This is a genomic window from Nocardia carnea, assembly GCF_029868325.1.
Taxonomy (GTDB): Bacteria; Actinomycetota; Actinomycetes; order Mycobacteriales; family Mycobacteriaceae; genus Nocardia; species Nocardia carnea_C.
Genome location: NZ_JARWNW010000073.1, coordinates 1 through 21,900 on the forward strand (window position 1 = coordinate 1; position 21,900 = coordinate 21,900).

Consider the following 21,900-nt stretch of genomic DNA (forward strand, 5'->3'; position numbering starts at 1 on the left):
ACGCTATATGGCCCCGATCCTGATCGGACGCCGCGTCGACGACATCACCGCCATCATGGCCGATATCGAGCGGGTCGTGGGGGGGGGGCCCCGGGGGCCACGCCCGCGGGCCGGGGGCGGGGGCCGCCCCGCGGGGGCGCGCGGGCGCGCCGCCCCCCCGCGGCGCCCCGCCGCCGCCCCCCCCCCCCCCCCCCCCCCCCCCCCCCCCCGAAGGTGGTTGTCATCCCCGCGTCCTCAGCCACGCAACGCCGAATGCAGTTCCTGCAGGGAGCGCACGCCGAGACCGCCGGCGATACTCGCCTCGATCCCCTGGACCGCCGCCGCGGCGCCCTGCACGGTGGTGATGCAGGGGATGCTCACACCCACCGCGGCACTGCGGATCTCGTAACCGTCCACGCGCGGCCCGGAATTGCCGTAGGGCGTATTGATGACCATATCGACTTCGCCGTCGCGGATCTGTTCCACGATGGAGGCCGCGGGCACCTGGTCGTTACCGGCCGCGGGCACCGGATCGGAGTGCTTGCGCACCTCTTCGCAGGGGATTCCGTTGCGCCGCAGCATTTCCGCGGTCCCCGTGGTTGCCAGGATCCGGAAGCCGAGGTCGTGCAGCCGTTTCACCGGGAACACCATGGCGCGTTTGTCACGGTTGGCGATCGAGACGAAAACGGTGCCCTCGGTCGGCAGCGAACCGTAGGCCGCGGTCTGGCTCTTGGCGAACGCCGTCCCGAAATCGGTGTCGATACCCATCACCTCGCCGGTGGATTTCATCTCCGGCGACAGCAGCGAATCGACCTGGCTGCCGTCCGGGCCACGGAACCGATGGAACTGCAGCACCGCCTCTTTCACCGCGACCGGCGCGTCCAGCGGAACGTGCCCGCCGTCGCCTTCGGGCAGCATGCCCTCGGCGCGCAGTTCGGCGATGGTGGCACCCAGCATGATCCGGGCCGCCGCCTTGGCCAGCGGTACCGCGGTGGCCTTGGAGACGAACGGAACGGTGCGGCTGGCGCGCGGGTTGGCCTCGAGCACGTAGAGGACATCGTCCTTGAGCGCGTACTGCACGTTCAACAGGCCCTTGACGCCGATCCCCTTGGCCAGCGCACTGGTGGAGCGGCGTACCGCTTCGATATCGCTGCGGCCCAGGGTGATCGGCGGGAGCGCGCACGCGGAGTCACCGGAATGGATACCGGCTTCTTCGATATGTTCCATGACCCCGCCGAGGAATACTTCGTCGCCGTCGCAGAGCGCGTCGACGTCGATCTCGATGGCGTCTTCGAGGAAGCGGTCCACCAGCACCGGATGTTCCGGGCTGAGTTCGGTGGCGCGGGAGATATAGCCTTCGAGGGAATCCTCGTCGTAGACGATCTCCATACCGCGTCCGCCGAGCACATACGACGGCCGCACCAGCACCGGATAGCCGATATCGGCGGCGATCTTGCGGGCGTGCTCGAAGGTGGTGGCGGTGCCGTACTTCGGAGCCGGCAGGCCCGCCGCGACCAGGACGTCACCGAATTCCCCGCGGTCCTCGGCGAGGTCGATGGCGGCGGCGCTGGTGCCGACCACCGGCACTCCCGCGGTGGTGAGCCGCTGCGCCAGCCCCAGCGGTGTCTGCCCGCCGAGCTGGACGATCACACCCGCGACCGTGCCCGATTCGGTTTCCGCGTGGTACACCTCGAGCACGTCTTCGAACGTCAGCGGTTCGAAGTAGAGCCGGTCGGCGGTGTCGTAGTCGGTGGAGACGGTCTCCGGGTTGCAGTTGACCATCACCGTCTCGTAGCCGGCGGCCGACAGCGTCTGCGCGGCGTGCACACAGGAGTAGTCGAATTCGATCCCCTGCCCGATCCGGTTCGGACCGGAACCGAGGATGATCACCTTCTCCCGATCGGGCTGCGGGGCGACCTCGGATTCGGCAGCCGGGTCGAGTTCGTAGGCCGAGTAGTGGTACGGCGTCTTGGCCTCGAATTCGGCGGCGCAGGTGTCCACGGTTTTGAACACCGGACGCACCCCGAGCCGGTGCCGCAGCGCGCGGACACCGCCCTCGCCGGCCAGTTCCGGTCGCAGCGCGGCGATCTGCCGGTCGGACAGGCCGTGGTATTTGGCCCGGCGCAGCAGCGCTTCGTCGAGCACCGCGGTGTCGAGCAGTTCGCGGCGCAGGTCCACCAGCCCGGCGATCTCGGCGACGAACCACGGGTCGATACCGGAGGCCTCGGCGACCGCTTCGATACTCGCCCCGAACCGCAGGGCCCGCTCCACCTGGTAGATACGGCCCTCGGTGGGGGTCCGCAGATCCGACAGGATCGCCTCGATCGCGGCGTCGATATCCGCCTGATCCGTGGACGCCGGCGCCCACTTCCCGTCCTCGGCGGTCCAGAAACCGGTCGCCTTGGTTTCCAGCGAGCGCAGCACTTTACCGAGCGCCTCGGCGAAGTTGCGGCCCAGCGACATCGCCTCACCCACCGATTTCATGGTGGTGGTGAGCGTCGGGTCGGCACCCGGGAACTTCTCGAACGCGAACCGCGGCGCCTTGACCACCACATAGTCGAGGGTGGGTTCGAAGCTGGCCGGGGTTTCCCCGGTGATGTCGTTGACGATCTCGTCCAGCGTGTAGCCGATGGCGAGTTTCGCCGCGATCTTCGCGATCGGGAAGCCGGTGGCCTTGGACGCCAGCGCCGAGGACCGCGAGACGCGGGGGTTCATCTCGATGACGATGAGCCGGCCGTCGGCGGGATTCACCGCGAACTGGATATTGCAGCCACCGGTATCCACCCCGACCTCGCGCAGGATGGCGATACCGAGATCGCGCATCTTCTGGTATTCGCGGTCGGTGAGGGTCAGCGCGGGGGCCACCGTCATCGAATCGCCGGTGTGCACGCCCATCGGGTCCACGTTCTCGATGGAGCAGACGATCACGACATTGTCGCGGCCGTCGCGCATCAGCTCGAGCTCGTATTCCTTCCAGCCCAGGATGGATTCCTCGATGAGAACGTTCGCGGTGGGCGAGGCGGCCAGGCCGCCGCCGGCGATCCGGTCGAGATCCTCGTCGTTGTAGGCCATCCCGGAACCGAGCCCACCCATGGTGAACGACGGCCGCACGACCACCGGGAAGCCCAGATCGGCGACGGTATCGCGGACCTCGTCCATGGTGTAGCAGACCCGGGAGCGCGCGCTTTCGCCGCCGACGCTCGCCACGATGTCCTTGAACTTCTGCCGGTCCTCACCGCGCTGGATGGCATCGAAATCGGCGCCGATCAGTTCGACCCCGTACTTTTCCAGCACGCCGCGCTCGTGCAGTGCGACCGCGGTGTTCAGTGCGGTCTGTCCGCCGAGGGTGGCCAGCAGGGCGTCGGGACGCTCCTTCTCGATGACCTTTTCGACGAACTCCGCGGTGATCGGCTCGACATAGGTCGAATCGGCGAACTCCGGATCGGTCATGATGGTCGCCGGATTGGAGTTCACCAGCGAAACCCGCAGGCCCTCCGAACGCAGGACCCGGCAGGCCTGGGTGCCCGAGTAGTCGAACTCGCACGCCTGGCCGATGACGATCGGGCCCGATCCGATGACCAGAATATGTTCGAGATCGGTACGGCGAGGCATCAGGCTCCCTTCATCAGACCGGCGAACCGGTCGAACAAGTACGCGGCGTCATGGGGACCGGCGGCCGCTTCCGGGTGGTATTGCACGGAGAAGGCGCGACCGTCCACCAGCCGCACCCCTTCCACCGTGCCGTCGTTGGCGCAGACGTGACTGACCTCGGCCTTGCCGAACGGGGTGTCGAACTGTTCGCCGCGCTCACCGTCCAGCGCGAACCCGTGGTTCTGCGCGGTGATCGAGACGCGGCCGGTCTCGTGCTCGACGACCGGGATATTGATCCCCCGGTGCCCGAACTTCATCTTGTAGGTGCCGCGGCCGAGCGCGCGGCCCAGGATCTGGTTGCCGAAGCAGATACCGAACAGCGGCAGCCCCTTGTCCAGGATCCCCTGGGTGAGCGCGACGGCGGTATCGGCGGTGGCCGGGTCGCCGGGGCCGTTGGACAGGAACGCCCCGTCCGGTTTCAGTTCCAGGATTTTGTCCAGGCTCGTCGCCGACGGCACCACATGCACCCGCATCCCGCGCTGGGCGAACATGCGCGGAGTGTTGGATTTGATGCCGAGGTCCACCGCGACCACCGTGAACCGGGCCTCTCCCTCGGGCTCGACGGTGTAGATCTCGTCGGTACTGACCTCACCGGCCAGGTCGGCGCCGAGCATCGACGGCTGCCCGGTGACCCGGGCGAGCAGTTCCGCGGGCTCGGCCAGCGCGGCACCGGAGAAGATCCCGGCCTTCATCGACCCGCGGCTGCGCAGATGCCGCACCACCGCGCGGGTGTCGATCCCGGCGATACCGACGATGTTCTGCTGTTCCAGCTGCCCCGGCAGGGTGCCGGTGGCGCGCCAGTTGGAATGCCGGCGAGCGGGGTCGCGTACGGCGTAGCCCGCGACCCAGATCTGTTGCGATTCGTCGTCCTCGTCGTTCCAGCCGGTATTCCCGATCTGCGGGGCCGTGGCCACCACGATCTGCCGGTGGTAGCTGGGATCGGTGAGGGTTTCCTGATAGCCGGTCATGGCGGTGCAGAACACCGCTTCACCGAGGGTCTGCCCGACCGCGCCGTAGGCGGTGCCGCGGAAGATCCGCCCGTCCTCGAGGACCAGGGCCGCGGCTGCTGTCGTACTCGTCATTCGTCATCTCCCGTCGTTGCCCGCGCCCAGGCCGGATACACCGATTTGTCGTCGCCCCGGAACCCGGTATCGATTTCGGTTCCGGTCGGCAGGGTCCAGCGGATCACCAGGACACCGCCTTCGGTCATCACCTTGCCTGCGTGCCCGCGTTCGGTCCGGATGGCGGTGATGGATTCCTCCGGTATCCAGATCGTGGTGGCGCCCTCACGTTCCAGCAGGATCCCGTGCTCGTAGCGGGTCAGTCCCGCGGTGGCGCGGTAGCCCAGATCGCCGACCGCTATGCGGTCCTGCCAGCTCGGCGCCATGGTGCTGCCGAGGTAGAGACCGGTGGTGCGTTCCAGAACCTGCGGCCCGGTTTCGGCAGGCACCGGCGGCAGCTCACCGATCCGGTCCTGCTGCCGGGCGGCCCGGTTGCGCCAGCCCCGGTACATCAGGAAAACGGCCAGCACCCACAGTACAACGCAGAGGATGACCCACAGTGCCCGTTCCATCAGCGGCCTCCCACCGGTACACCCGGCGCGGTGGCGACACCGTCGCGGGCGGTGAACCGGCCGCGCAGCAGTGTGCCGACGACCCGGCCGGGCAGCGTCATCGACTGATAGGGCGTATTGCTCGCGATACTGGCGAGGTGTTCGCCCTCGACCGTCCAGGTCGCGTCCGGATCGACCAGTACGAGATTGGCCGGTTCGCCCACCTCGATCGGCCGCCCCTGGTCGTCGAGTCCGACGATTTCGGCGGGCCGTTCGCTCATCACGCGCGCCACCCCGCGCCAATCCAGCAGTCCGGGCCGCACCATGGTCTCCACCACGATCGACAACGCGGTCTGCAACCCGAGCATGCCGGGCCGGGCCGCCGCGAACTCGCAGCATTTGTCCTGTTCGGCATGAGGTGCGTGATCGGTGGCGACACAGTCGACGATCCCGGCGGCCAGCGCCTGCCGCAGAGCCTCGGTATCGGAGCCTTCGCGCAGCGGCGGGTTCACCTTGTTCACCGCGTCATAGGTTTCCAGCCGGGCGTCGGTGAGCAGCAGATGATGCGGCGTCACCTCGGCGGTGACCGCGATCCCCTGGTCCTTGGCCCATTTCAGCAGCTCGACCGTGCCCGCGGTCGACGCATGGCAGATATGCACGCGGGCACCGGCGTCCCGGGCCAGTAGTGCGTCCCGGGCCACGATGGATTCCTCCGCGGCCCGCGGCCAACCGGCCAGACCCAGCCGCGCCGCCGTCGGTCCCTCGTGCGCGACCGCACCGCGGGTCAGCCGCGGTTCCTCGGCATGCTGGGCGATCAGCACATCCAGCGAACGCGCGTATTCGAGGGCCCGCCGCATGATCAGCGGGTCGTGGACGCAGTGCCCGTCGTCGGAGAACATCCGGACCGCGCCGGCACCGGCGGCCATCGTGCCCATTTCGGCGAGCTGCTCGCCCGCGAGCCCGACCGTGACCGCGCCCACCGGGTACACATCGACGAGCCCGACCTCCTGGCCGCGCCGCCACACATGGTCGGTGATCACGTGGGAATCGGCGACCGGTGAGGTGTTGGCCATCGCGAACACCGCGGTGTACCCGCCGAGCGCCGCGGCGGCCGAGCCGGATTCGATGGTCTCGGTGTCTTCCCGGCCCGGTTCGCGCAGATGCGTATGCAGATCCACGAACCCGGGCAGCAGTATCCGGCCCTCGCCGGCGACGATCTCGGCGTCGTCCGCGTGCAGGCCGGTCCCGATCTCCTGGATCACCCCGCCGACGATCAGCACATCGACGGGGTCGCCCGCACCGTAGAGCCGTACCCCGGTGATCAGAACGCTGTCACTCACGCTGTGTCCATCGGGCGTGTGCGGGGCCCCTCCGTGGTTACGGTGCGCTGCCGCCTCCGGGCCCGACCCGCTCACGCCGCGGCCTCCTGTACACCGACCAGCAGGCGGAACAGCACCGCCATACGCATATGGACTCCATTCGTCACCTGTTGCAATACGGCGGCACGCGGTGAATCCGCCACCGAGGACGCGATCTCCATACCGCGCAGCATCGGCCCGGGATGCAGCACCACGGCATGCTCGTCGAGCAGCGCGACCCGCCGTTCGGACAGTCCGTAGCGCACCGCGTACTCCCGCGCCGACGGGAAGAATCCGCCGTTCATCCGTTCCGCCTGGACCCGCAGCATGAGCACCGCATCGGCGCCGGGCAGTTCGGAATCCAGATCCACCGAGACCCGCACCGGCCAGTCCTCGACCCCCACCGGCAGCAGCGTCCGCGGCGCCACCAGTACCACTTCCGCGCCCAGCGTGGACAGCAGGAAGGCATTGGACCGCGCGACCCGGCTGTGCAGGATATCGCCGACGATCACCACGCGCCGCCCGGCGATATCGCCGAGCCGCTGCCGCAAAGTCAGTGCGTCGAGCAGGGCCTGGGTGGGATGTTCGTGCATACCGTCACCGGCGTTGATCACCGCCGGAACCGCGCTGCCCGAGCGCCGCGACCAGTCCTCGAACCAGTGCGCGATCTGATGCGCCGCACCGGAGGCGGGATGTCGCACGATCAGCGCGTCGGCCCCGGCGGCATGCAGCGTGAGCGCGGTATCGCGCAGCGATTCCCCCTTGGCGACCGAGGAACTACTCGCGCTGACATTGATCACATCGGCGCTCATCCATTTCCCGGCGACCTCGAACGAGACACGGGTCCGGGTCGAGTTCTCGAAGAACACCGTCATCACCGTGCGGCCGCGCAGGGTGGGCAGTTTGTGTACTTCGCGGCCCAGCAGCGCCTGTTCGAAACGTTCCGCCTCGTCGAGCATGGCGTCGGCGGCCGCGCGGTCCAGGTCGGTCACCGTCAGCAGATGTCTCACTGTCCCTCCCCCTGGTGCAGGAAAACGCCGTCGCGGCCGTCGTGTTCGCTCAGCAGCACCGATACGTCCTCGGTACGTGCGGTGGGCACGTTCTTACCGACGAAATCGGCGCGGATCGGCAGTTCGCGATGCCCCCGGTCGACGAGAACGGCGAGCTGAACGGCGCGCGGCCGGCCCAGATCGCGGAGCGCGTCGAGCGCGGACCGCACGGTGCGGCCGGAGAAGAGCACATCGTCGATCAGGACCACCAGCGCGTCCTCGATCCCGCCCTCCGGCACCGAGGTCCGCTCCAGCGGGCGATGCGGTTTGGTGCGCAGGTCGTCGCGGTAGAGCGTGATATCGAGGGAACCGAGGGCCGGGCGTACACCCGAGAATTCCTCGATCTTGTCGGTGAGCCGAGCGGCGAGAGTCGTCCCGCGGGTCGGGATACCGATGAGCACCACGCGCGGGGTTCCGGGCTCGCCGGAATCGAGGGCGGTGCGTTCGATGATCTGATGCGCGATCCGCGCGACGGTCCGGCCGACATCGGAGGGGGACAACAGTTCCCGTCCCGCCGCCACCCATTCCGGCGTATGCCGCGCAACGGGTGGCGCCGCCTCGGCAGCGCCGGACGTGGCGGCCCGTTCTTCGGGCACAGCCATACCGACCTCCTTCCCCGCCTCACCGGACGGTCCGTTAAAGGATGTCTTACGCCGAGCAGCCTATCAGCCCGTGGACGGCACTTTTCACCAGGTGAGGGCACTGAACCGGTTGTGAGCGCGCCCACTCACCACCGAAGGGCCGGCCGTTGTGAGCACGGTTACTCATATCGCGGAGTACTCATTCGCGGACTGCCACAACATGTCCGACCGCCGGATCGCCACCCAGGACACCGGGCCGCCTGTAGGGTGCGACGAGATCGTCCCAGGCACGGAAAGTGGTCGACCACCCGTTCTCGGCGAACCACGATTCGCCGTCGGGACCCAGCCCATTCACCGGGGGCTCTCCCGGTGCCTCCTGGACCAGTTCGCGCAGAGCGCGGTACTGCGGCGCGGCCGTGTCGACCTGGAACCGTCCGATTCCGAACCTGCTACCCGGCGCCGAGAGCCGCGTCACCGTCTCCGCCATCGCATAAGCCGCAGCGCGCGGGACGTAGCCGAGCACCCCCTCGTCGACCCAGGCGGTCGGCAGATCGGCGCGGAAACCCTGTTCGAGCAGGACCCGCTCCCAGTCGCCACGCAGATCCGCGGCGACCGTGTGACGGATGCAGACCGGGTGCGCCCGGTGGGCCGCCAGGACCGGCTCCTTGAAGTCGAACAGTTCGGGGAGGTCCACCTCGAAGAAGTGAGTTTCGGGCGGGAGGTCGAGGCGGAAGGCCCGGGTGTCCAGGCCCGCGCCGAGCAGGACGATCTGCGGACAGTCCGACCGGGCCACCGCCTGGACGTGATCGTCGACGGCCTTGACCGCGAGCGTGCGGCCTTCATAGAACTGCTCGGCCAATTTCTCCAGGCGCGCCCAGCGTTCGGCATCGAATCCCGGCCGGGCAGCGTTGAGGAAAACCTCGGCCAGCGGGTCCGCATAGAGACGATCTTGCCGCGCGGTCTCACTGACCCGGATGAGCGCAACCCCGAGGGCAGTCATCGCGACGCCGGCGGTCGGGATGGGCGTGGAAGTTCCGGTCATCGGGTAACCCTCCTCACAGTAACTTACTTGTCGCCCGGCAAGTAAACCACGCTCCCCGGTCGGCCGCCCGAGTTCCGGCCGTTCCAATCGGTCGGCCGATGGGCTTCGCCACCGTGGGCCCATTAGGCTCCCTGCGGCAGACCGTCGAAAACCCGTGCAGACCGTCGAACCCGAGGAGATACCGTTGGCCGGCCGGCGCAGCGATACCCGCGACCGCATCCGTGCGGTGGCGATGGAACTGTTCTCCGAACAGGGCTACGAGAAGACCTCGTTGCGTCAGATCGCCGAACATCTCGGCGTCACCAAAGCCGCGCTGTACTACCACTTCCGGACGAAGGAAGATATCGTCGCCAGCCTCTCCGACGATGTCCGGCGCGGTATCGACGAGCTGATCGAATGGGCCGAGGCCACTGCACCCGGCCCCGCCCGCACCACCGAAATCCTCGACCGCTACGGAGCCCTGCTGCACAGCACCGGCCGCGACATGGTGCGGTTCATGCACGAAAACCAGCCCGCTTTCCGCGAATTGGGCTTCGGCGTCAGCCTGCGCTACCAATTCCGCGTGATCGCCGATCTCATGACCGAACCCGAGCGCGCACCCCTGGACGTCTTCCACGCCCGGCAGGCGCTGCTGGCGATCAGCTGGAGTACGGCGATGATGGGCGATCTTCCCCTGTCCGACGACGAGTGTTTCCACGCGGCAGTCGCTGTCGCCCAGGACATTCTGCACAGAAACTGATTCGACACCCACATATCGCGCCGCCGCGACGAATACAGGCCGGCGGTTCCGGACGGCCCGGTTCTGCCCTCCCGCAAGCTGCACCTGCTCACCCATCCACGCTGCCACCTCAGCGCGGGCACCAACGGCCGTCTGCGCAGAACTGCGGCGCCATCGGGAGGCATAGCTCCCACCGGGCGCAGGATCTGCGCGCTACTCGAAACCCATCGCGACCGGTCGCGCCATTCACGAGCTCGATCGCGTAGGCCGCGGGCGTCGCGGCGTCACGCAGTTCGGTCAGGTGATCCGACCATCGGCACGGCGATATCGCCGCGTGGCGAACACCCGGCCGGCACCAGCCGACCCCAGTCGAACATACGTTCGCATACTGGATATACTGACACCATGCCGGCACCTTTCCAGGGATCGCTGCTCAACGGCTTCGGTGCGATCGAGCTCGAACCGCTCACGAATATCCGCCGGACACACCTGTCCGACGGTGCATGGGTCGACCTGCGGCCCGGCTGGCTGCGCGGTGCCGACGAACTCTTCGACCGCCTCGCCACCGCGGTGCCGTGGCGCGGGGAGCAACGGCCGATGTACGACCGCGTCGTCGATGTACCGAGACTGCTCTGCTTCTACGGCGAATCCGCGCCCTTACCCGATCCCGTTCTCACCCAGGCGCGGGAGGCATTGAGCGAGCATTACCGCGCCGAACTCGGCGAGCCGTTTCGGACCGCCGGACTGTGCTTCTACCGCGACGGCCGCGACAGCGTGGCCTGGCACGGCGACACCCTCGGCCGCGGCGCCGTACAGGACACCATGGTCGCCATCCTGACGCTCGGGGCGCCGCGGCCGCTACTACTCCGACCCCGCACAGGCGGCGCCGGCCTGCGGTTCCAGCCCGGGCACGGCGACCTTTTCGTCATGGGTGGTTCATGCCAGCGCACCTGGGAACATGCGGTACCGAAATCGCGGCGGGCGACCGGGCCGCGGATCAGCATCCAGTTCCGCCCACGTGGCGTCCGGTGAGCCCGCTACCTCTACCTCGATAGGGCTGAGCACGAACACCATGGCTCGGCAACGGGTTTCCCTGACGTCCGGAATGTCAGGGAGATCGCAGCACCGAATCCACGAGTTCCCGGACCGACCGGAGCAGCCGGTCGGCCTGTCCGCATCGGGCCAGTTCCGGCACGGTCGCACCGGCCAGCGAATCCAGCAACAGCCGGCCGACGATCTCGGCATCCACATCCGGCCGCGCTTCTGTGAGCAGAGCCGTGAGGTGCTCGTGCCAGAACCGGTGCAATTCCTCGGTACGCGGATGCGGAGGCTCGGCCCGCAAGATCGTCATGAGTTCCAGATTGCCGATCACCAACCCGGCCATGGCATCGAGGAATGCGCGCAGCCGATCGCCCGCCGGAGCTCCGGGCCCCAGCGGCGGCGGGCCGTCGACCACCCGCGCTCGCAGCGTGAACGCGCTCTCGGCCACCAGCTCGTGCAGTAGCCCGGCTCGATTGCCGAAGCGATGGAAGATCGTGCCCTTGCCCACCCCGGCAGCCGCCGCGACCCGATCCATGGTGACCCCTTCGGCACCGTGTTCGGCGAGCAGCGCGACGGTGGCGTCGAGAATGGCGCGCCGGTTGCGGGCCGCGTCCGCGCGTTCCCTCACTGGGGGCATGGCACCACCTTCGTTGACAAGTTGACCGCCGGTCCATATCTTGACTGAATAAATGGACCGACAGTCAAGTTATGGAGTTTCCGATGCAGGCAATCGTAATGACAGGTAGCGGCGGGCCGGAAGTCCTGGTACCGCGCGAGGTTCCTACGCCACAGCCGGACCCCGGAGAGGTACTCATCCGCGCCGCGGCGATCCCGATCCTCTTCCCCGAGACCCTGCTGCGCTCCGGAGTCTTCCCCATGGTTACGCCCCCGCCGGTGGTGTTCGGCTACCAGGTCGCCGGGGAGATCGTCGATGTGGGCGCCGGCGTCGACCGCGACCTCGTCGGCCGGCGCGTTGTCGCCGCAACCGCCGGGTCGGGAGCTTATGCCGAATTCGTCTGCGCACCCGCCGGGAACACCACGCTCGTTCCGGACGATGTGGCGGCCGACGACGCGGCGGCCACGATGATGAGCGGTTCGATCGCGCTGGCCCTGCTGGAAACAGCGAATCTGACCGGCACCGAGACGGTCGTCGTGGAAGCCGGCGCCACCGGGGTGGGCAGCTACCTGGTTCAGCTGGCCAAGGAATTCGGCGCGGCGCAGGTCATCGCCACCGCGGGCGGCTCCGCCAAGACCGAGCACGCCCGCGCACTGGGAGCCGACCAGGTCATCGACCACCGGACGGAACGGTGGACCGATACGCTCACCGCGAGCGCGCCGGGCACCATCGACGTCGTCTTCGATTCCATCGGCGGCACCGCTGCGACGGACCTCCTGGGCGCCATGACCCCGGGATCCGGCCGGATGCTCAGCTACGGCTGGCTCTCCGGCACACCCGCCCAGGTATCGGCTGCCGACCTGATCCCGGGCGGGCTCACCCTCACCGCCTGCGCGGGCCCCGCCTGGCAGCAGCGGGCCGACCGCGCCCGAGCCGATATCCTCGCGCGGATACCCTCACTGGCCCGACCGGTAGAGACCGTATTGCCACTCGAGGCGGCCGCCCGCGGACACGAACTGGTGGAATCGCGGCGGCCGCTGGGCAAGGTCATCCTGCGGCCGGGCGCGACCGCTTGATCGTGTGACAACGCCTCGGCCTACGACCAACTCTATGACCGAACGGGCGCAGTCAGCGCCGCAGGACGAAGAAATAGGGTTCGGCCATCCCGCGCATATCCATCACGCCGAGCAATGTGTTGTCATCGACCCGCCGGAAATGGTCGATGATGGGCAGATGGTCGTAGACCATGGCAGCGCTCACCACACCCCGGTACTCGATATCGCGCAGCCGCGCCGTCGGCTTCCGGGTACGCAACAACGGAGCGAAGGCGCGCAATCTGTTCCGCACGGGCCGCAGCCAGTGCGCCGGAATCTTTCCGGCCAGCGATAACGGAACCCGGCGCGGATCCACCGCGAACACGGTGCCGCGCTCATCGGTGAACAGCAACGGGTGCACCTCGTCTGCGGCGTCGAACTGCTTACCGTACCAACCGGATTCGGTGAGAGTACCGTCCATCGGATGCCCGGTGGGCAATTCGCCGCCGCGCCACCGGCCGGTAGTCACCTCGGCTACCGGAGCCGCGGACAGGCTGTCGAAGATCTCCCAGGCCTGCGCCACGGTGCAACCACCGGCCGACAGGATGGTGCCGTTCTCGGTCATCGTCCGCACTCCTCGATATCAGGGACGTTGCGAGAAATAGCCTATCGTTCTCTCATGCCCGACCGTCGGGGCGGTCAGCCCGTGATCTCCCACTCGTACACGGTCAGCTCGGCTGCGCCGGTGGTATGCAGTGGATCAGTGAACACCACTGCCTCGGCCGCCGGACGTGATTCCGCGAGCACGATGTAGGCACCTCCGGTGCTATCGGTGAACGGCCCGCTTTCCTGCAACATGCCCCGGGCACGGAGGTCGACCAGGAACTGCCGGTGAGGTTCGCCGACAGCCGGGTCGTACGCGCGGGTCCGGATCGCCAGAACCAGATACTTCCGCACGTCAGTCGTCGGCTTCCGGTTCGGCTGCCCGGGTGGCGGAGGCGGCGGCACGAATCTGCGGCGCCACCAGCACCACCTGGCCCAGTACCCCGTTGACGAAACCGGGGGAATCGTCGGTCGACAACTCCTTGGCCAGTTCCACCGCCTCGTCCACCGCGACGATCGGCGGGACGTCGGTGGCGTACAGCAGTTCCCAGACGGCCACACGCAGAATCGCGCGGTCCACCGCGGGCAGCCGGGACAGTGTCCAGTCCTGCAGATACGACTCGATGGTGCCGTCGACCCGGTCGAGGTCCTCGGCGATACCGTCGACCAGGGTCCGGGTGTAGGCGTGCACCGGAGCCACCGCCTGATCCCGGGCCGCGAGCTCGATCCGCTCATCGGCCAGATCGGACGGGTCGATATCGCGGGCCTCGGCCTCGAACAGCAGGTCCACCGCGCGGCGCCGGGCCTTGTGGCGGGCGCCGAGTTTCTTGTAGGCGGATTTCTTGTCCGCGGACTGGTCGGCCACGGTCAGGAGTTGACTCGGCCCAGGTAGCTACCGTCGCGGGTGTCGATACGGAGTTTGTCACCGGTGTTGATGAACAGCGGGACCTGGACCTCGGCGCCGGTCTCCACGGTGGCCGGTTTGGTGCCACCGGTGGAGCGATCGCCCTGCAGGCCGATATCGGTATGGGTGACCTCGAGCTCCGCGGTGACCGGCAGCTCCACGTACAGCGGGGCGCCCTCGTGCATGGCGACCTGCACCGTCATGTTCTCCAGCAGGAAACGGGCCTGCTCGCCGATGGTCGGCTCGGCGATGGGGAGCTGGTCGAAGGTCTCACCGTCCATGAAGACGTAATCCGAACCGTCGTGGTAGAGGTAGGTCATATCCCGGCGGTCGACGGTGGCGGTTTCCACCTTCACACCGGCGTTGAAGGTTTTGTCGACGATCTTGCCGGACAGCACGTTCTTCAGTTTGGTCCGTACGAAGGCAGGACCTTTGCCCGGCTTGACGTGCTGGAATTCGACGATCTGCTGGAGATTACCGTCGATCTTCAGCACGAGGCCGTTCTTGAAGTCGCTGGTGTCCGCCACTGTGTTCGGGTCTCCTCGGTTCTCGGGCGACCGGCGTCATCCGACGACGGTCAGGTCTTTGCTGGTGTTGGTGAGCAGTTCGGGGCCCCCTTCGCGCACCACGAGCGTGTCCTCGATCCGGACCCCGCCGCGGCCGGGAAAGTACACACCTGGTTCGACGGTCACCGCCACGCCAGACAGCAGTGTACCCGTGCCCGTTTTCGCGATGCCGGGCGCTTCGTGGATACGCAGTCCCACCCCGTGCCCCAAACCGTGGACGAACAACGAACCGTGTCCGGCGGCGGCGATCACCTCCCGGGCGGCGGCGTCCACATCGGCGCACGGGATACCGGGGCGTAACGCTTCCCGGCCGGCGCGCTGCGCGGCGTAGACCAGATCGTAGACCTCGCGTTGCCAGTCCGCGGGCTCGCCGAGCACGAAGGTCCGGGTCATATCGGAGTGGTAGCCGCCCACGACGGCACCGAAATCGATCTTCACGAAATCACCGGCGGCCAGCACGGCGTCGGTGGGCCGATGATGCGGAATCGCGGAATTCGATCCGGCGGCGACAATCGTTTCGAAGGCGATTCCGGCGGCCCCGCGTTCGAACATGGCCCATTCGAGATCGCGGGCGACCTGACGTTCGGTGCGCCCCGGCCGGAGTTTCCCGGTCTCCAGTAGTGCGGCCAGCGCCTGGTCGCCGACCGTGCAGGCCGCGCGCAACCGGTCCACCTCGTATTCGTCCTTGACCATGCGCAGCTGCTCGACCAGCCCGGGGGTGGCGACGAAATCGAGCCCGGTACCGAGCTCGGCGAGACCACGATGCTGGTCGACGGTGACGATATGGCTTTCGTAGCCGAGCCGCCCGAACTGCCATTCCCCGGCCAATTCCGCGACCCGGCGGGTCGCCGCGCGGGCGATCTCCGCCCGCAGGTCGGGAACCTGCTCGGCCACCTGGGTGTCGTAGCGACCATCGGTGGCGATCACGGTGCGGTCCTCCACCCCCGCCGCATCCCAGGAATGCACCAGCAGTGCGGCGTTGGAACCGGTGAAGCCGGTCAGGTAGCGGATGTTCACCAGATCGGTGACCAGCAGGCCGTCGATTTCGTTCTCGACCAGCAGGTTGCGCAGCAGCCCCCGCCGCGCGGCGTAATCGGGCCGTTTCTGGGGGCCGCGGCCGGAATCAGCAGACATGGGACAAAAGTACCGCCGACCCGCACACGCGACACAGGCCCCGGCCGGACCGAGCTCGGCGGACCGGATCCGGAATGCACGGTATTCACAGTGCACGGCAAACACCCGTGGTTGTCCACAGATCACCGGGGAGCCGCCGATCGGGCCGGAATCCGCGGAATCGTGGACGGTGTGACGGCACTCTTCTACCTCCTGCTGGCCGGCTGGTGCGGGTTACTCGCCGGCTGCGATATCCGAAGCCGGCGCCTGCCGAATCCGCTCACCGTGACGGGAGCACTCGGCGTGCTGGCGTACGCGGCATGGGCCGGACAATTGGGCGCCGCGCTCCGGGGCGCGGCACTGTTGGCACTCCCTTACCTGATGGTGCATCTGTTCCGGCCCGCGGCGCTGGGGGCCGGTGATGTGAAACTTGCGGTGGGACTCGGCGCCGCTGCCGCTCTCGGTGGTGCGCAGACCTGGCTGTGGTCGGCCCTCGCAGCGCCGCTGTTCACTGCCGCGGCCGCGCTCGGTCTCCTGCTCGGGCAGCGCATCACGGCACCGGCGTTCGGGAACACCCGCAGATCCGGCCCTCCACAGTGCCCGGCACGTGCGCGCTCCCCCGGCGGCCCGATCGCCGTCGTCCCGCACGGACCCTCCATGTGCGCCGCGACACTTCTGGGGCTGGCCCTGTGGTGATCACCCGGCAACCCGATACCGGTGCGCGCGGCAGGCCTGATCAGCACCGCCGACCGCCTGCCCCGGGCGCGGCGCCGACATGGGAAGATGGTCGGCGTGCTGCGCTGGATAACTGCCGGAGAATCCCACGGACCCGCCCTCGTCGCCCTTCTGGAAGGAATGGTCGCCGGAGTCGAGGTGACCTCGACGGAGATCTCCGCTCAGCTGGCGCGCCGCCGGCTCGGTTACGGTCGCGGCGCCCGGATGAAGTTCGAGGCCGACAAGGTCACCGTGATCGGCGGCGTCCGGCACGGGCGCACCATGGGCGGTCCGGTCGCGATCGAGATCGCCAATTCGGAATGGCCCAAATGGACCACGGTGATGTCGGCCGATCCGGTGGACGAGGCCGAACTCGCCGATCTCGCCCGCAACGCCCCGCTGACCCGGCCGCGCCCAGGCCACGCCGACTATTCGGGAATGCTGAAATACGGTTTCGAGGACGCCCGTCCGGTACTGGAACGGGCCAGCGCCCGGGAAACCGCGGCCCGGGTCGCGGCCGGCACGGTGGCGCGGGCATTCCTGCGCCAAGCGCTCGGGGTCGAAGTGATTTCGCATGTGGTCGCCATCGGCACCGCGGCGAACACCACCGGAGTGGTGCCCACTGCGGCCGATCTGGCGGCAATCGACGAAAGCCCGGTACGGGCCGCCGATACCGCGGCGGAGGCGGCCATGATCGCCGAGATCGAGGCGGCGAAGAAGGACGGCGATACCCTGGGCGGTGTCGTCGAGGTGGTCGTCGACGGGCTGCCGATCGGCCTGGGCTCGTTCACCAGCGGGGAGAACCGGCTGGATTCGCGGCTCGCGGCCGCGCTCATGGGAATTCAGGCCATCAAGGGTGTCGAGGTCGGCGACGGTTTCGAGACGGCCCGCCGCCGGGGCAGCCAGGCCCACGACGAGATGCGGCCGGGGCCCGACGGTGTGCTGCGCTCGACCAACCGCGCGGGCGGTCTCGAGGGCGGGATGACCAACGGGGAGGCGCTGCGGGTCCGGGCGGCGATGAAACCGATCTCCACCGTGCCGCGGGCCCTGTCGACCGTCGATATGGCCACCGGCGCGGAAGCTTCGGCGATCCACCAGCGCTCCGATGTCTGCGCGGTGCCGGCGGCCGGGGTCGTGGCCGAATCCATGGTCGCGCTGGTGGTGGCCCAGGCAGTGCTGGAAAAGTTCGGCGGCGATTCGATCGCCGAAACGGTGAGCAACCTCGACGGCTACGTGAAGCGGATCAGCGCTCGCCCGCATCTGAACCCGGGCGAACACGTCGCCGACCCGGCGTAATGTCCGCGCACACCGATCCGCACGGCCCGCGGGTGGTGCTGATCGGGCCGCCGGGCGCGGGTAAGACGACGATCGGCCGCAAACTGGCCCGCGAATTGGATGTCGAACTCTACGACACCGATGCCGGTATCGAGGAGGCTGCCGGGCGCGGCATTCCCGAGATCTTCGCCGCCGACGGCGAACCCGGGTTCCGGCGCCTCGAGGAAGAGGTGGTGGGCCGGGCGCTGCGCACCGAACGGGGTGTCGTCTCCCTCGGCGGTGGTGCGGTGCTGTCCGAGAAAACCCGAGCCCTGCTGCGCGAATGCACGGTGGTATATCTGGAGATCAGTATCGCCGAGGGCCTGCGCCGCACCGGCGCGACGAACACCCGGCCGCTGCTCGGCGGTGCCGATCCGGGTACGAAATACCGGGAACTCATGCGCATCCGGCGACCGCTCTACCGCGAGGTCGCCTCGGTACGGGTGCGCACCGACGGACGCAGCCCGGGCCGGGTCGTCCGCGCGATCCTGGGGAAACTCGGCCTCGAGCCGGTTCACCCGGAAACAACGGAAACCGGGCTCCCCGCCGACGCGACCCCACAACGTTCGAGCCGCTCGCGGGCACGGCGCCGCGCCCGCGCACGAGCCCGGCGGGCCGCCGCCGCACAGCAGAAGACAACCGGAGCGCCCCCCGCGAACCCCCCTGCGGCGGGTACCGCGGATACCGGCGCGAAGAACGAGACGAAGCGGGCGGCACCGGCCGAAGGTAAAGGTTCGGGCACGCCCGGCGCACCGGCGGGCCGCACCGAAGCCACCGATACCGGTCCGCGCACCCCCGGCCGCTCCCGGCGCGCACGGGCCAGGCGCGCGCGGGCCCGCCGGCAACAACGTGAACAGGCCGAGCAGACCCAGGCCGAACAGCAAAAGACAGGAACGGAGCAGCCCAGGTGACAGAACCGACGCGTATCGAGGTCCGCACCGCCCAGCCCTATCCGGTGATCATCGGCCGCGGTTTGCTCGGTGATCTCGTCGAGGCCGTGACCGGCTCCGGCGGGGTGCGCACCGTCGCCCTCTTCCATCAGCCGTCACTGGTCGAAACCGCCGAGGTGGTGCGCACGACGCTGGCCGAGGCCGGGCTCGACGCGCATCGGGTCGAGATCCCCGACGCGGAGGCGGGTAAAGAACTCGCCGTCGCCGGGTTCTGCTGGGAGGTGCTGGGCCGGATCGGCCTGACCCGCAGCGATGTGGTGATCAGTCTCGGTGGCGGAGCGGCCACCGATCTCGCCGGTTTCGTCGCGGCCACCTGGATGCGCGGGGTGAAAATCGTGCATGTGCCCACCACCCTGCTGGCGATGGTGGACGCGGCGGTGGGCGGTAAAACCGGTATCAACACCGAGGCCGGGAAGAACCTGGTGGGCTGCTTCCATGAACCGTCGGCCGTCATGGTCGACCTGGTGACCCTGGAAACGGTGCCGCGCAATGAGATCGTCGCCGGGATGGCCGAGATCATCAAGGCCGGTTTCATCGCCGATCCGGTGATCCTGGAGCTGATCGAACGCGATCCGGAAGCCGCGCTCGACCCGACCGGCGAGGTGCTACCGGAACTGATCCGGCGCGCCGTCGCGGTCAAGGCCGATGTTGTGGCCGCCGATCTCAAGGAATCGGCGCTGCGGGAAATCCTCAACTACGGACACACTCTCGGCCATGCCATCGAGCGCCGGGAACGCTACCGCTGGCGCCACGGCGCGGCAGTCGCGGTGGGCCTGGTTTTCGCCGCCGAATTGGGCCGGTTGGCCGGTCGGCTCGACGATGCCACCGCCGACCGGCATCGCAGCATTCTGGAAAGCGTGGGCCTGCCCACCACTTACGATCCCGACGCCCTGCCGCAGCTCCTGGAAGGTATGCAGACCGATAAGAAGACCCGCTCGGGGGTGCTGCGGTTCGTCGTACTGGACGGCCTGGCCAAGCCGGGCCGCCTGGAAGGCCCGGATCCCGCGCTGCTCGCCGCGGCATATTCGGCGGTCGCCGGGGCCGGCTCCAGTGGTGGCAGCGCCGTCCTGCTCTGACAAGCCTGCGGGTGTGCTGCCCCCATCCCGCGACCGGCACGGTACGTAGAAATACGTAACCGATTCGCGCGCACAGGTCGATGTCGAGTCGAGATATCCACGCCTAGCGTCGCCGGTATGCGAAAGATTGCTTATTCGACGGTCGGGCCCGCGCTGTTTGCGGGCCTGGCTGTGCTCGCGTTCGGCGGGATCGGGGTGGAGACGCTGATCGTCTACCCGAATGTGTTCCACGACGTACCCGGTTCGCTCGCCGAGGCGAGCGAATTCTTCGACGTGGTCGGGCCCGGGGATGTTCTGCCGCCGCTGGGCGCACTGACCGTCCTCGCGGCGCTGGTGGCTGTCGGTACAGCCTGGCGGGTGCCCGTCGCCCGGGGATGGCTGGGCGCCGCGCTGCTCGCCCTCCTCGGTGGCGAGTACTTGTTCTCGGTACTGTATTTCTGGCCGCGCAACGAGATCATGTTCGACGAAGGCGCTGCGGTACACAGCGTGGATTTCCTCCGGCAGACAGCCACCGAGTTCGAAACCGCGCACTGGTTCCGCCTGGCAATCAGCGGCCTCACAGCGACCCTGGCAGTGATCGGTTTCCTGCGGGCCTACCGGGAGCACGTGCGACGGCAGGTGCCGGCATGATGCGCCGGCCTGTCATCGGTATGCATCCCTGGACCGTCGTTGCGCTCGCAAGCCTCGGTGTTCCGCGGGTGGTGGCACACGATCTCGGCCTCGCGGGGCCGGTCGCGAACTCGGTATTGGTCTTTGTTCCGCTCGCCATATGGGTCGGCTGGGTGTTGTGGCGGCGAGTTCCTCCCATGCCTGGCCTGGTAATAGTCGGTGTCGTCTACGGCATTCTGCTGGCGATCACCCACCAACTGTTGTGGCTGGAAGCGTTCGACGGTAACCCGCCGGAGCTCGGCGGAAACCTCGCCGGGCGTTTCTCCCCCACGGCGGAGCAGGTCATCTTGCGGCTGGCGTCGGTGGGCAGCAGCATTGTCACGGGTGCGCTTCTCGGAACGGTCACCGGAACAGCGGCCTGGGTGCTCGCCCGGATCGCCGGACGCACCGACCGGAATGCGGATAGCGCCCGGCGGTGAGCCGGACACTGCGTCCGCGACGCCTCGATGCCTGCGCGGACCGAGCCGTCCCCCGGAAGGAGATCTCGGTGAACCGAGCCGGTGATCCGGAAGCTGCCATATCGCGGACCGCCGCCGTTCGGGACGCTGTGCGGGCGCGCTCATCGTCATCGGCCGCCCAGCCCACGCCGCTCGCAGGGCAGGGGCTTCCCGACGACCGATCCGCGAGGCTGGTCGATATCGTTCTGGCGATGGCTGTGCTGGTCGCGGTCGGCGCAGCGATCACCGCCGACGTCGGCGGCCCCGGGGCGGTACCCGTGCCGGCGTACCTGTTCGGTGTGCTGTTCAGCGCCCTGATCCTTGCGCGGCGACGCCGGCCGGTGGCCGTTCTGGTGGTCTCCGCGATTGCACTGGTGGGCTACTACATGCTCGGCTACCCGCCGATCGGGCTGGCCCTTCCACTCGCTGCCGCGCTGTTCTCCGCGGCCGAGTGTGGACGGTTGTACTGGGCGGCAGGCACCGCGATCGCCCTGCTCTTCGTCTCCACGACCGTTCGTCTCCTCCATGGTGACGATCCCGGCTTCGTCCTCGGCTTCGAGTTACCGGCCTCGGCCGCGCTGATGGCGGCGGTCATCGCGCTCGGCGACAGCATCCGGTCACGCCGCGGCTGGCGTGCCGAACTGGCCAAACAGGCCGCTGCTGCCGCCACGGAGCGAGAGCAAGAAGCGCGCAGGCGGATCGCGCAGGAGCGGCTGCGGATCGCTCGCGACCTGCACGACCTGCTCGCGCATACTGTGTCGGTGATCGGCCTGCACACCGACGTAGCCCGGGAAGCGCTGCATGAGGACCCCGCGACCGCCGAGAACTCGCTGGCGGCGGCGGGGGGGCCCGCGCCCCGCGCGGGGGGCCCGCACGAGGGGGCCGCCGGGGACGCAGCGGGGACAAGGGCGCGACGCGCACCGCCCCCCCGGA

General features: G+C 68.6%; 22 protein-coding genes and 1 pseudogene. 10 read left to right on the forward strand and 13 right to left on the reverse strand.

Going from position 1 to position 21,900, the window contains the following annotated elements:
* Positions 1 to 234 precede the first annotated feature (234 nt).
* The 7 genes from carB to QH196_RS04205 form a co-directional block, all read right to left on the reverse strand.
* The gene (carB, locus tag QH196_RS04175; RefSeq protein ID WP_280414407.1) at positions 235 to 3,591 is read right to left on the reverse strand and encodes a carbamoyl-phosphate synthase large subunit; all 3,357 of its coding nucleotides are present in this window, start codon (positions 3,589 to 3,591) and stop codon (positions 235 to 237) included.
* Complete coding sequence (gene carA / locus QH196_RS04180) at positions 3,591 to 4,712, reverse strand: glutamine-hydrolyzing carbamoyl-phosphate synthase small subunit (RefSeq protein WP_280414408.1); 1,122 nt, start codon at positions 4,710 to 4,712, stop codon at positions 3,591 to 3,593. Before carA ends, carB begins: the two co-directional genes overlap by 1 nt.
* Complete coding sequence (locus QH196_RS04185; RefSeq protein ID WP_280414409.1) at positions 4,709 to 5,203, reverse strand: transporter; 495 nt, start codon at positions 5,201 to 5,203, stop codon at positions 4,709 to 4,711. Before QH196_RS04185 ends, carA begins: the two co-directional genes overlap by 4 nt.
* On the reverse strand, positions 5,203 to 6,522 hold the full coding sequence (locus QH196_RS04190) for a dihydroorotase (protein ID WP_280414410.1): 1,320 nt from the start codon (positions 6,520 to 6,522) through the stop codon (positions 5,203 to 5,205). Before QH196_RS04190 ends, QH196_RS04185 begins: the two co-directional genes overlap by 1 nt.
* Positions 6,523 to 6,593: 71 nt before the next feature.
* Positions 6,594 to 7,550 carry an aspartate carbamoyltransferase catalytic subunit gene (locus QH196_RS04195; RefSeq protein ID WP_280414411.1) on the reverse strand — a complete coding sequence of 319 codons (957 nt, stop codon included), beginning with the start codon at positions 7,548 to 7,550 and terminating at the stop codon, positions 6,594 to 6,596.
* Entirely contained in the window at positions 7,547 to 8,191 is a 645-nt protein-coding gene (gene pyrR / locus QH196_RS04200; protein ID WP_280414412.1) for a bifunctional pyr operon transcriptional regulator/uracil phosphoribosyltransferase PyrR, read from the reverse strand. Before pyrR ends, QH196_RS04195 begins: the two co-directional genes overlap by 4 nt.
* A 178-nt stretch (positions 8,192 to 8,369) precedes the next feature.
* The gene (locus QH196_RS04205; RefSeq protein ID WP_280414413.1) at positions 8,370 to 9,212 is read right to left on the reverse strand and encodes an SAM-dependent methyltransferase; all 843 of its coding nucleotides are present in this window, start codon (positions 9,210 to 9,212) and stop codon (positions 8,370 to 8,372) included.
* 154 nt (positions 9,213 to 9,366) lie between these two features.
* On the opposite strand from QH196_RS04205, the gene QH196_RS04210 reads away from it, so the two are divergent.
* Together QH196_RS04210 and QH196_RS04215 are read left to right on the forward strand one after the other, a co-directional pair.
* Positions 9,367 to 9,951 (forward strand): TetR/AcrR family transcriptional regulator, encoded by a 585-nt coding sequence (locus QH196_RS04210; protein ID WP_280414414.1) that lies wholly within the window; start codon positions 9,367 to 9,369, stop codon positions 9,949 to 9,951.
* Between the two features lie 384 nt (positions 9,952 to 10,335).
* A complete protein-coding gene (locus QH196_RS04215) occupies positions 10,336 to 10,962 on the forward strand; it encodes an alpha-ketoglutarate-dependent dioxygenase AlkB (protein WP_280414415.1) in 627 nt (208 codons plus the stop codon).
* A 76-nt stretch (positions 10,963 to 11,038) separates the two neighbouring features.
* Here QH196_RS04215 and QH196_RS04220 read toward each other — a convergent pair whose 3' ends face one another.
* Positions 11,039 to 11,608, reverse strand: coding sequence for a TetR/AcrR family transcriptional regulator (locus tag QH196_RS04220; protein ID WP_280414416.1), 570 nt, complete (start codon positions 11,606 to 11,608; stop codon positions 11,039 to 11,041).
* Positions 11,609 to 11,691: 83 nt separating this feature from the next.
* Between QH196_RS04220 and QH196_RS04225 the strand changes: the two genes are divergently transcribed.
* The gene (locus QH196_RS04225) at positions 11,692 to 12,663 is read left to right on the forward strand and encodes a quinone oxidoreductase family protein (protein WP_280414417.1); all 972 of its coding nucleotides are present in this window, start codon (positions 11,692 to 11,694) and stop codon (positions 12,661 to 12,663) included.
* Between the two features lie 52 nt (positions 12,664 to 12,715).
* Here QH196_RS04225 and QH196_RS04230 read toward each other — a convergent pair whose 3' ends face one another.
* The 5 genes from QH196_RS04230 to QH196_RS04250 form a co-directional block, all read right to left on the reverse strand.
* A complete protein-coding gene (locus tag QH196_RS04230) occupies positions 12,716 to 13,246 on the reverse strand; it encodes a DUF4334 domain-containing protein (protein ID WP_280414418.1) in 531 nt (176 codons plus the stop codon).
* Between the two features lie 74 nt (positions 13,247 to 13,320).
* Entirely contained in the window at positions 13,321 to 13,578 is a 258-nt protein-coding gene (locus tag QH196_RS04235; protein ID WP_280414419.1) for a YciI family protein, read from the reverse strand.
* 1 nt (position 13,579) lies between these two features.
* Positions 13,580 to 14,089 carry a transcription antitermination factor NusB gene (gene nusB / locus QH196_RS04240; RefSeq protein WP_280414420.1) on the reverse strand — a complete coding sequence of 170 codons (510 nt, stop codon included), beginning with the start codon at positions 14,087 to 14,089 and terminating at the stop codon, positions 13,580 to 13,582.
* A gap of 2 nt (positions 14,090 to 14,091) precedes the next feature.
* Positions 14,092 to 14,655, reverse strand: a complete 564-nt coding sequence (gene efp / locus QH196_RS04245) for an elongation factor P (protein ID WP_280414421.1) — start codon at positions 14,653 to 14,655, stop codon at positions 14,092 to 14,094.
* 36 nt (positions 14,656 to 14,691) lie between these two features.
* Positions 14,692 to 15,828 carry a M24 family metallopeptidase gene (locus QH196_RS04250; protein WP_280414422.1) on the reverse strand — a complete coding sequence of 379 codons (1,137 nt, stop codon included), beginning with the start codon at positions 15,826 to 15,828 and terminating at the stop codon, positions 14,692 to 14,694.
* Between the two features lie 111 nt (positions 15,829 to 15,939).
* Between QH196_RS04250 and QH196_RS04255 the strand changes: the two genes are divergently transcribed.
* The 7 genes and pseudogenes from QH196_RS04255 to QH196_RS04285 form a co-directional block, all read left to right on the forward strand.
* Positions 15,940 to 16,503: an A24 family peptidase gene (locus QH196_RS04255; RefSeq protein ID WP_280414423.1), complete on the forward strand. Its 564-nt coding sequence runs from the start codon at positions 15,940 to 15,942 to the stop codon at positions 16,501 to 16,503.
* Positions 16,504 to 16,599: 96 nt separating this feature from the next.
* Entirely contained in the window at positions 16,600 to 17,817 is a 1,218-nt protein-coding gene (gene aroC / locus QH196_RS04260; RefSeq protein WP_280414428.1) for a chorismate synthase, read from the forward strand.
* Positions 17,817 to 18,335 (forward strand): annotated as a pseudogene (locus QH196_RS04265) (shikimate kinase); the annotation flags it as partial. The gene aroC and the pseudogene QH196_RS04265, both read left to right, overlap by 1 nt.
* Before the next feature lie 407 nt (positions 18,336 to 18,742).
* Complete coding sequence (aroB, locus tag QH196_RS04270; RefSeq protein WP_280414424.1) at positions 18,743 to 19,861, forward strand: 3-dehydroquinate synthase; 1,119 nt, start codon at positions 18,743 to 18,745, stop codon at positions 19,859 to 19,861.
* 117 nt (positions 19,862 to 19,978) lie between these two features.
* Entirely contained in the window at positions 19,979 to 20,491 is a 513-nt protein-coding gene (locus QH196_RS04275; RefSeq protein ID WP_280414425.1) for a DUF1772 domain-containing protein, read from the forward strand.
* Positions 20,488 to 20,949 (forward strand): hypothetical protein, encoded by a 462-nt coding sequence (locus QH196_RS04280; protein ID WP_280414426.1) that lies wholly within the window; start codon positions 20,488 to 20,490, stop codon positions 20,947 to 20,949. Before QH196_RS04275 ends, QH196_RS04280 begins: the two co-directional genes overlap by 4 nt.
* Positions 20,950 to 21,179: 230 nt before the next feature.
* The coding region (locus QH196_RS04285) for a histidine kinase dimerization/phosphoacceptor domain-containing protein (RefSeq protein WP_280414427.1) at positions 21,180 to 21,900 on the forward strand (721 nt) is incomplete at its 3' end.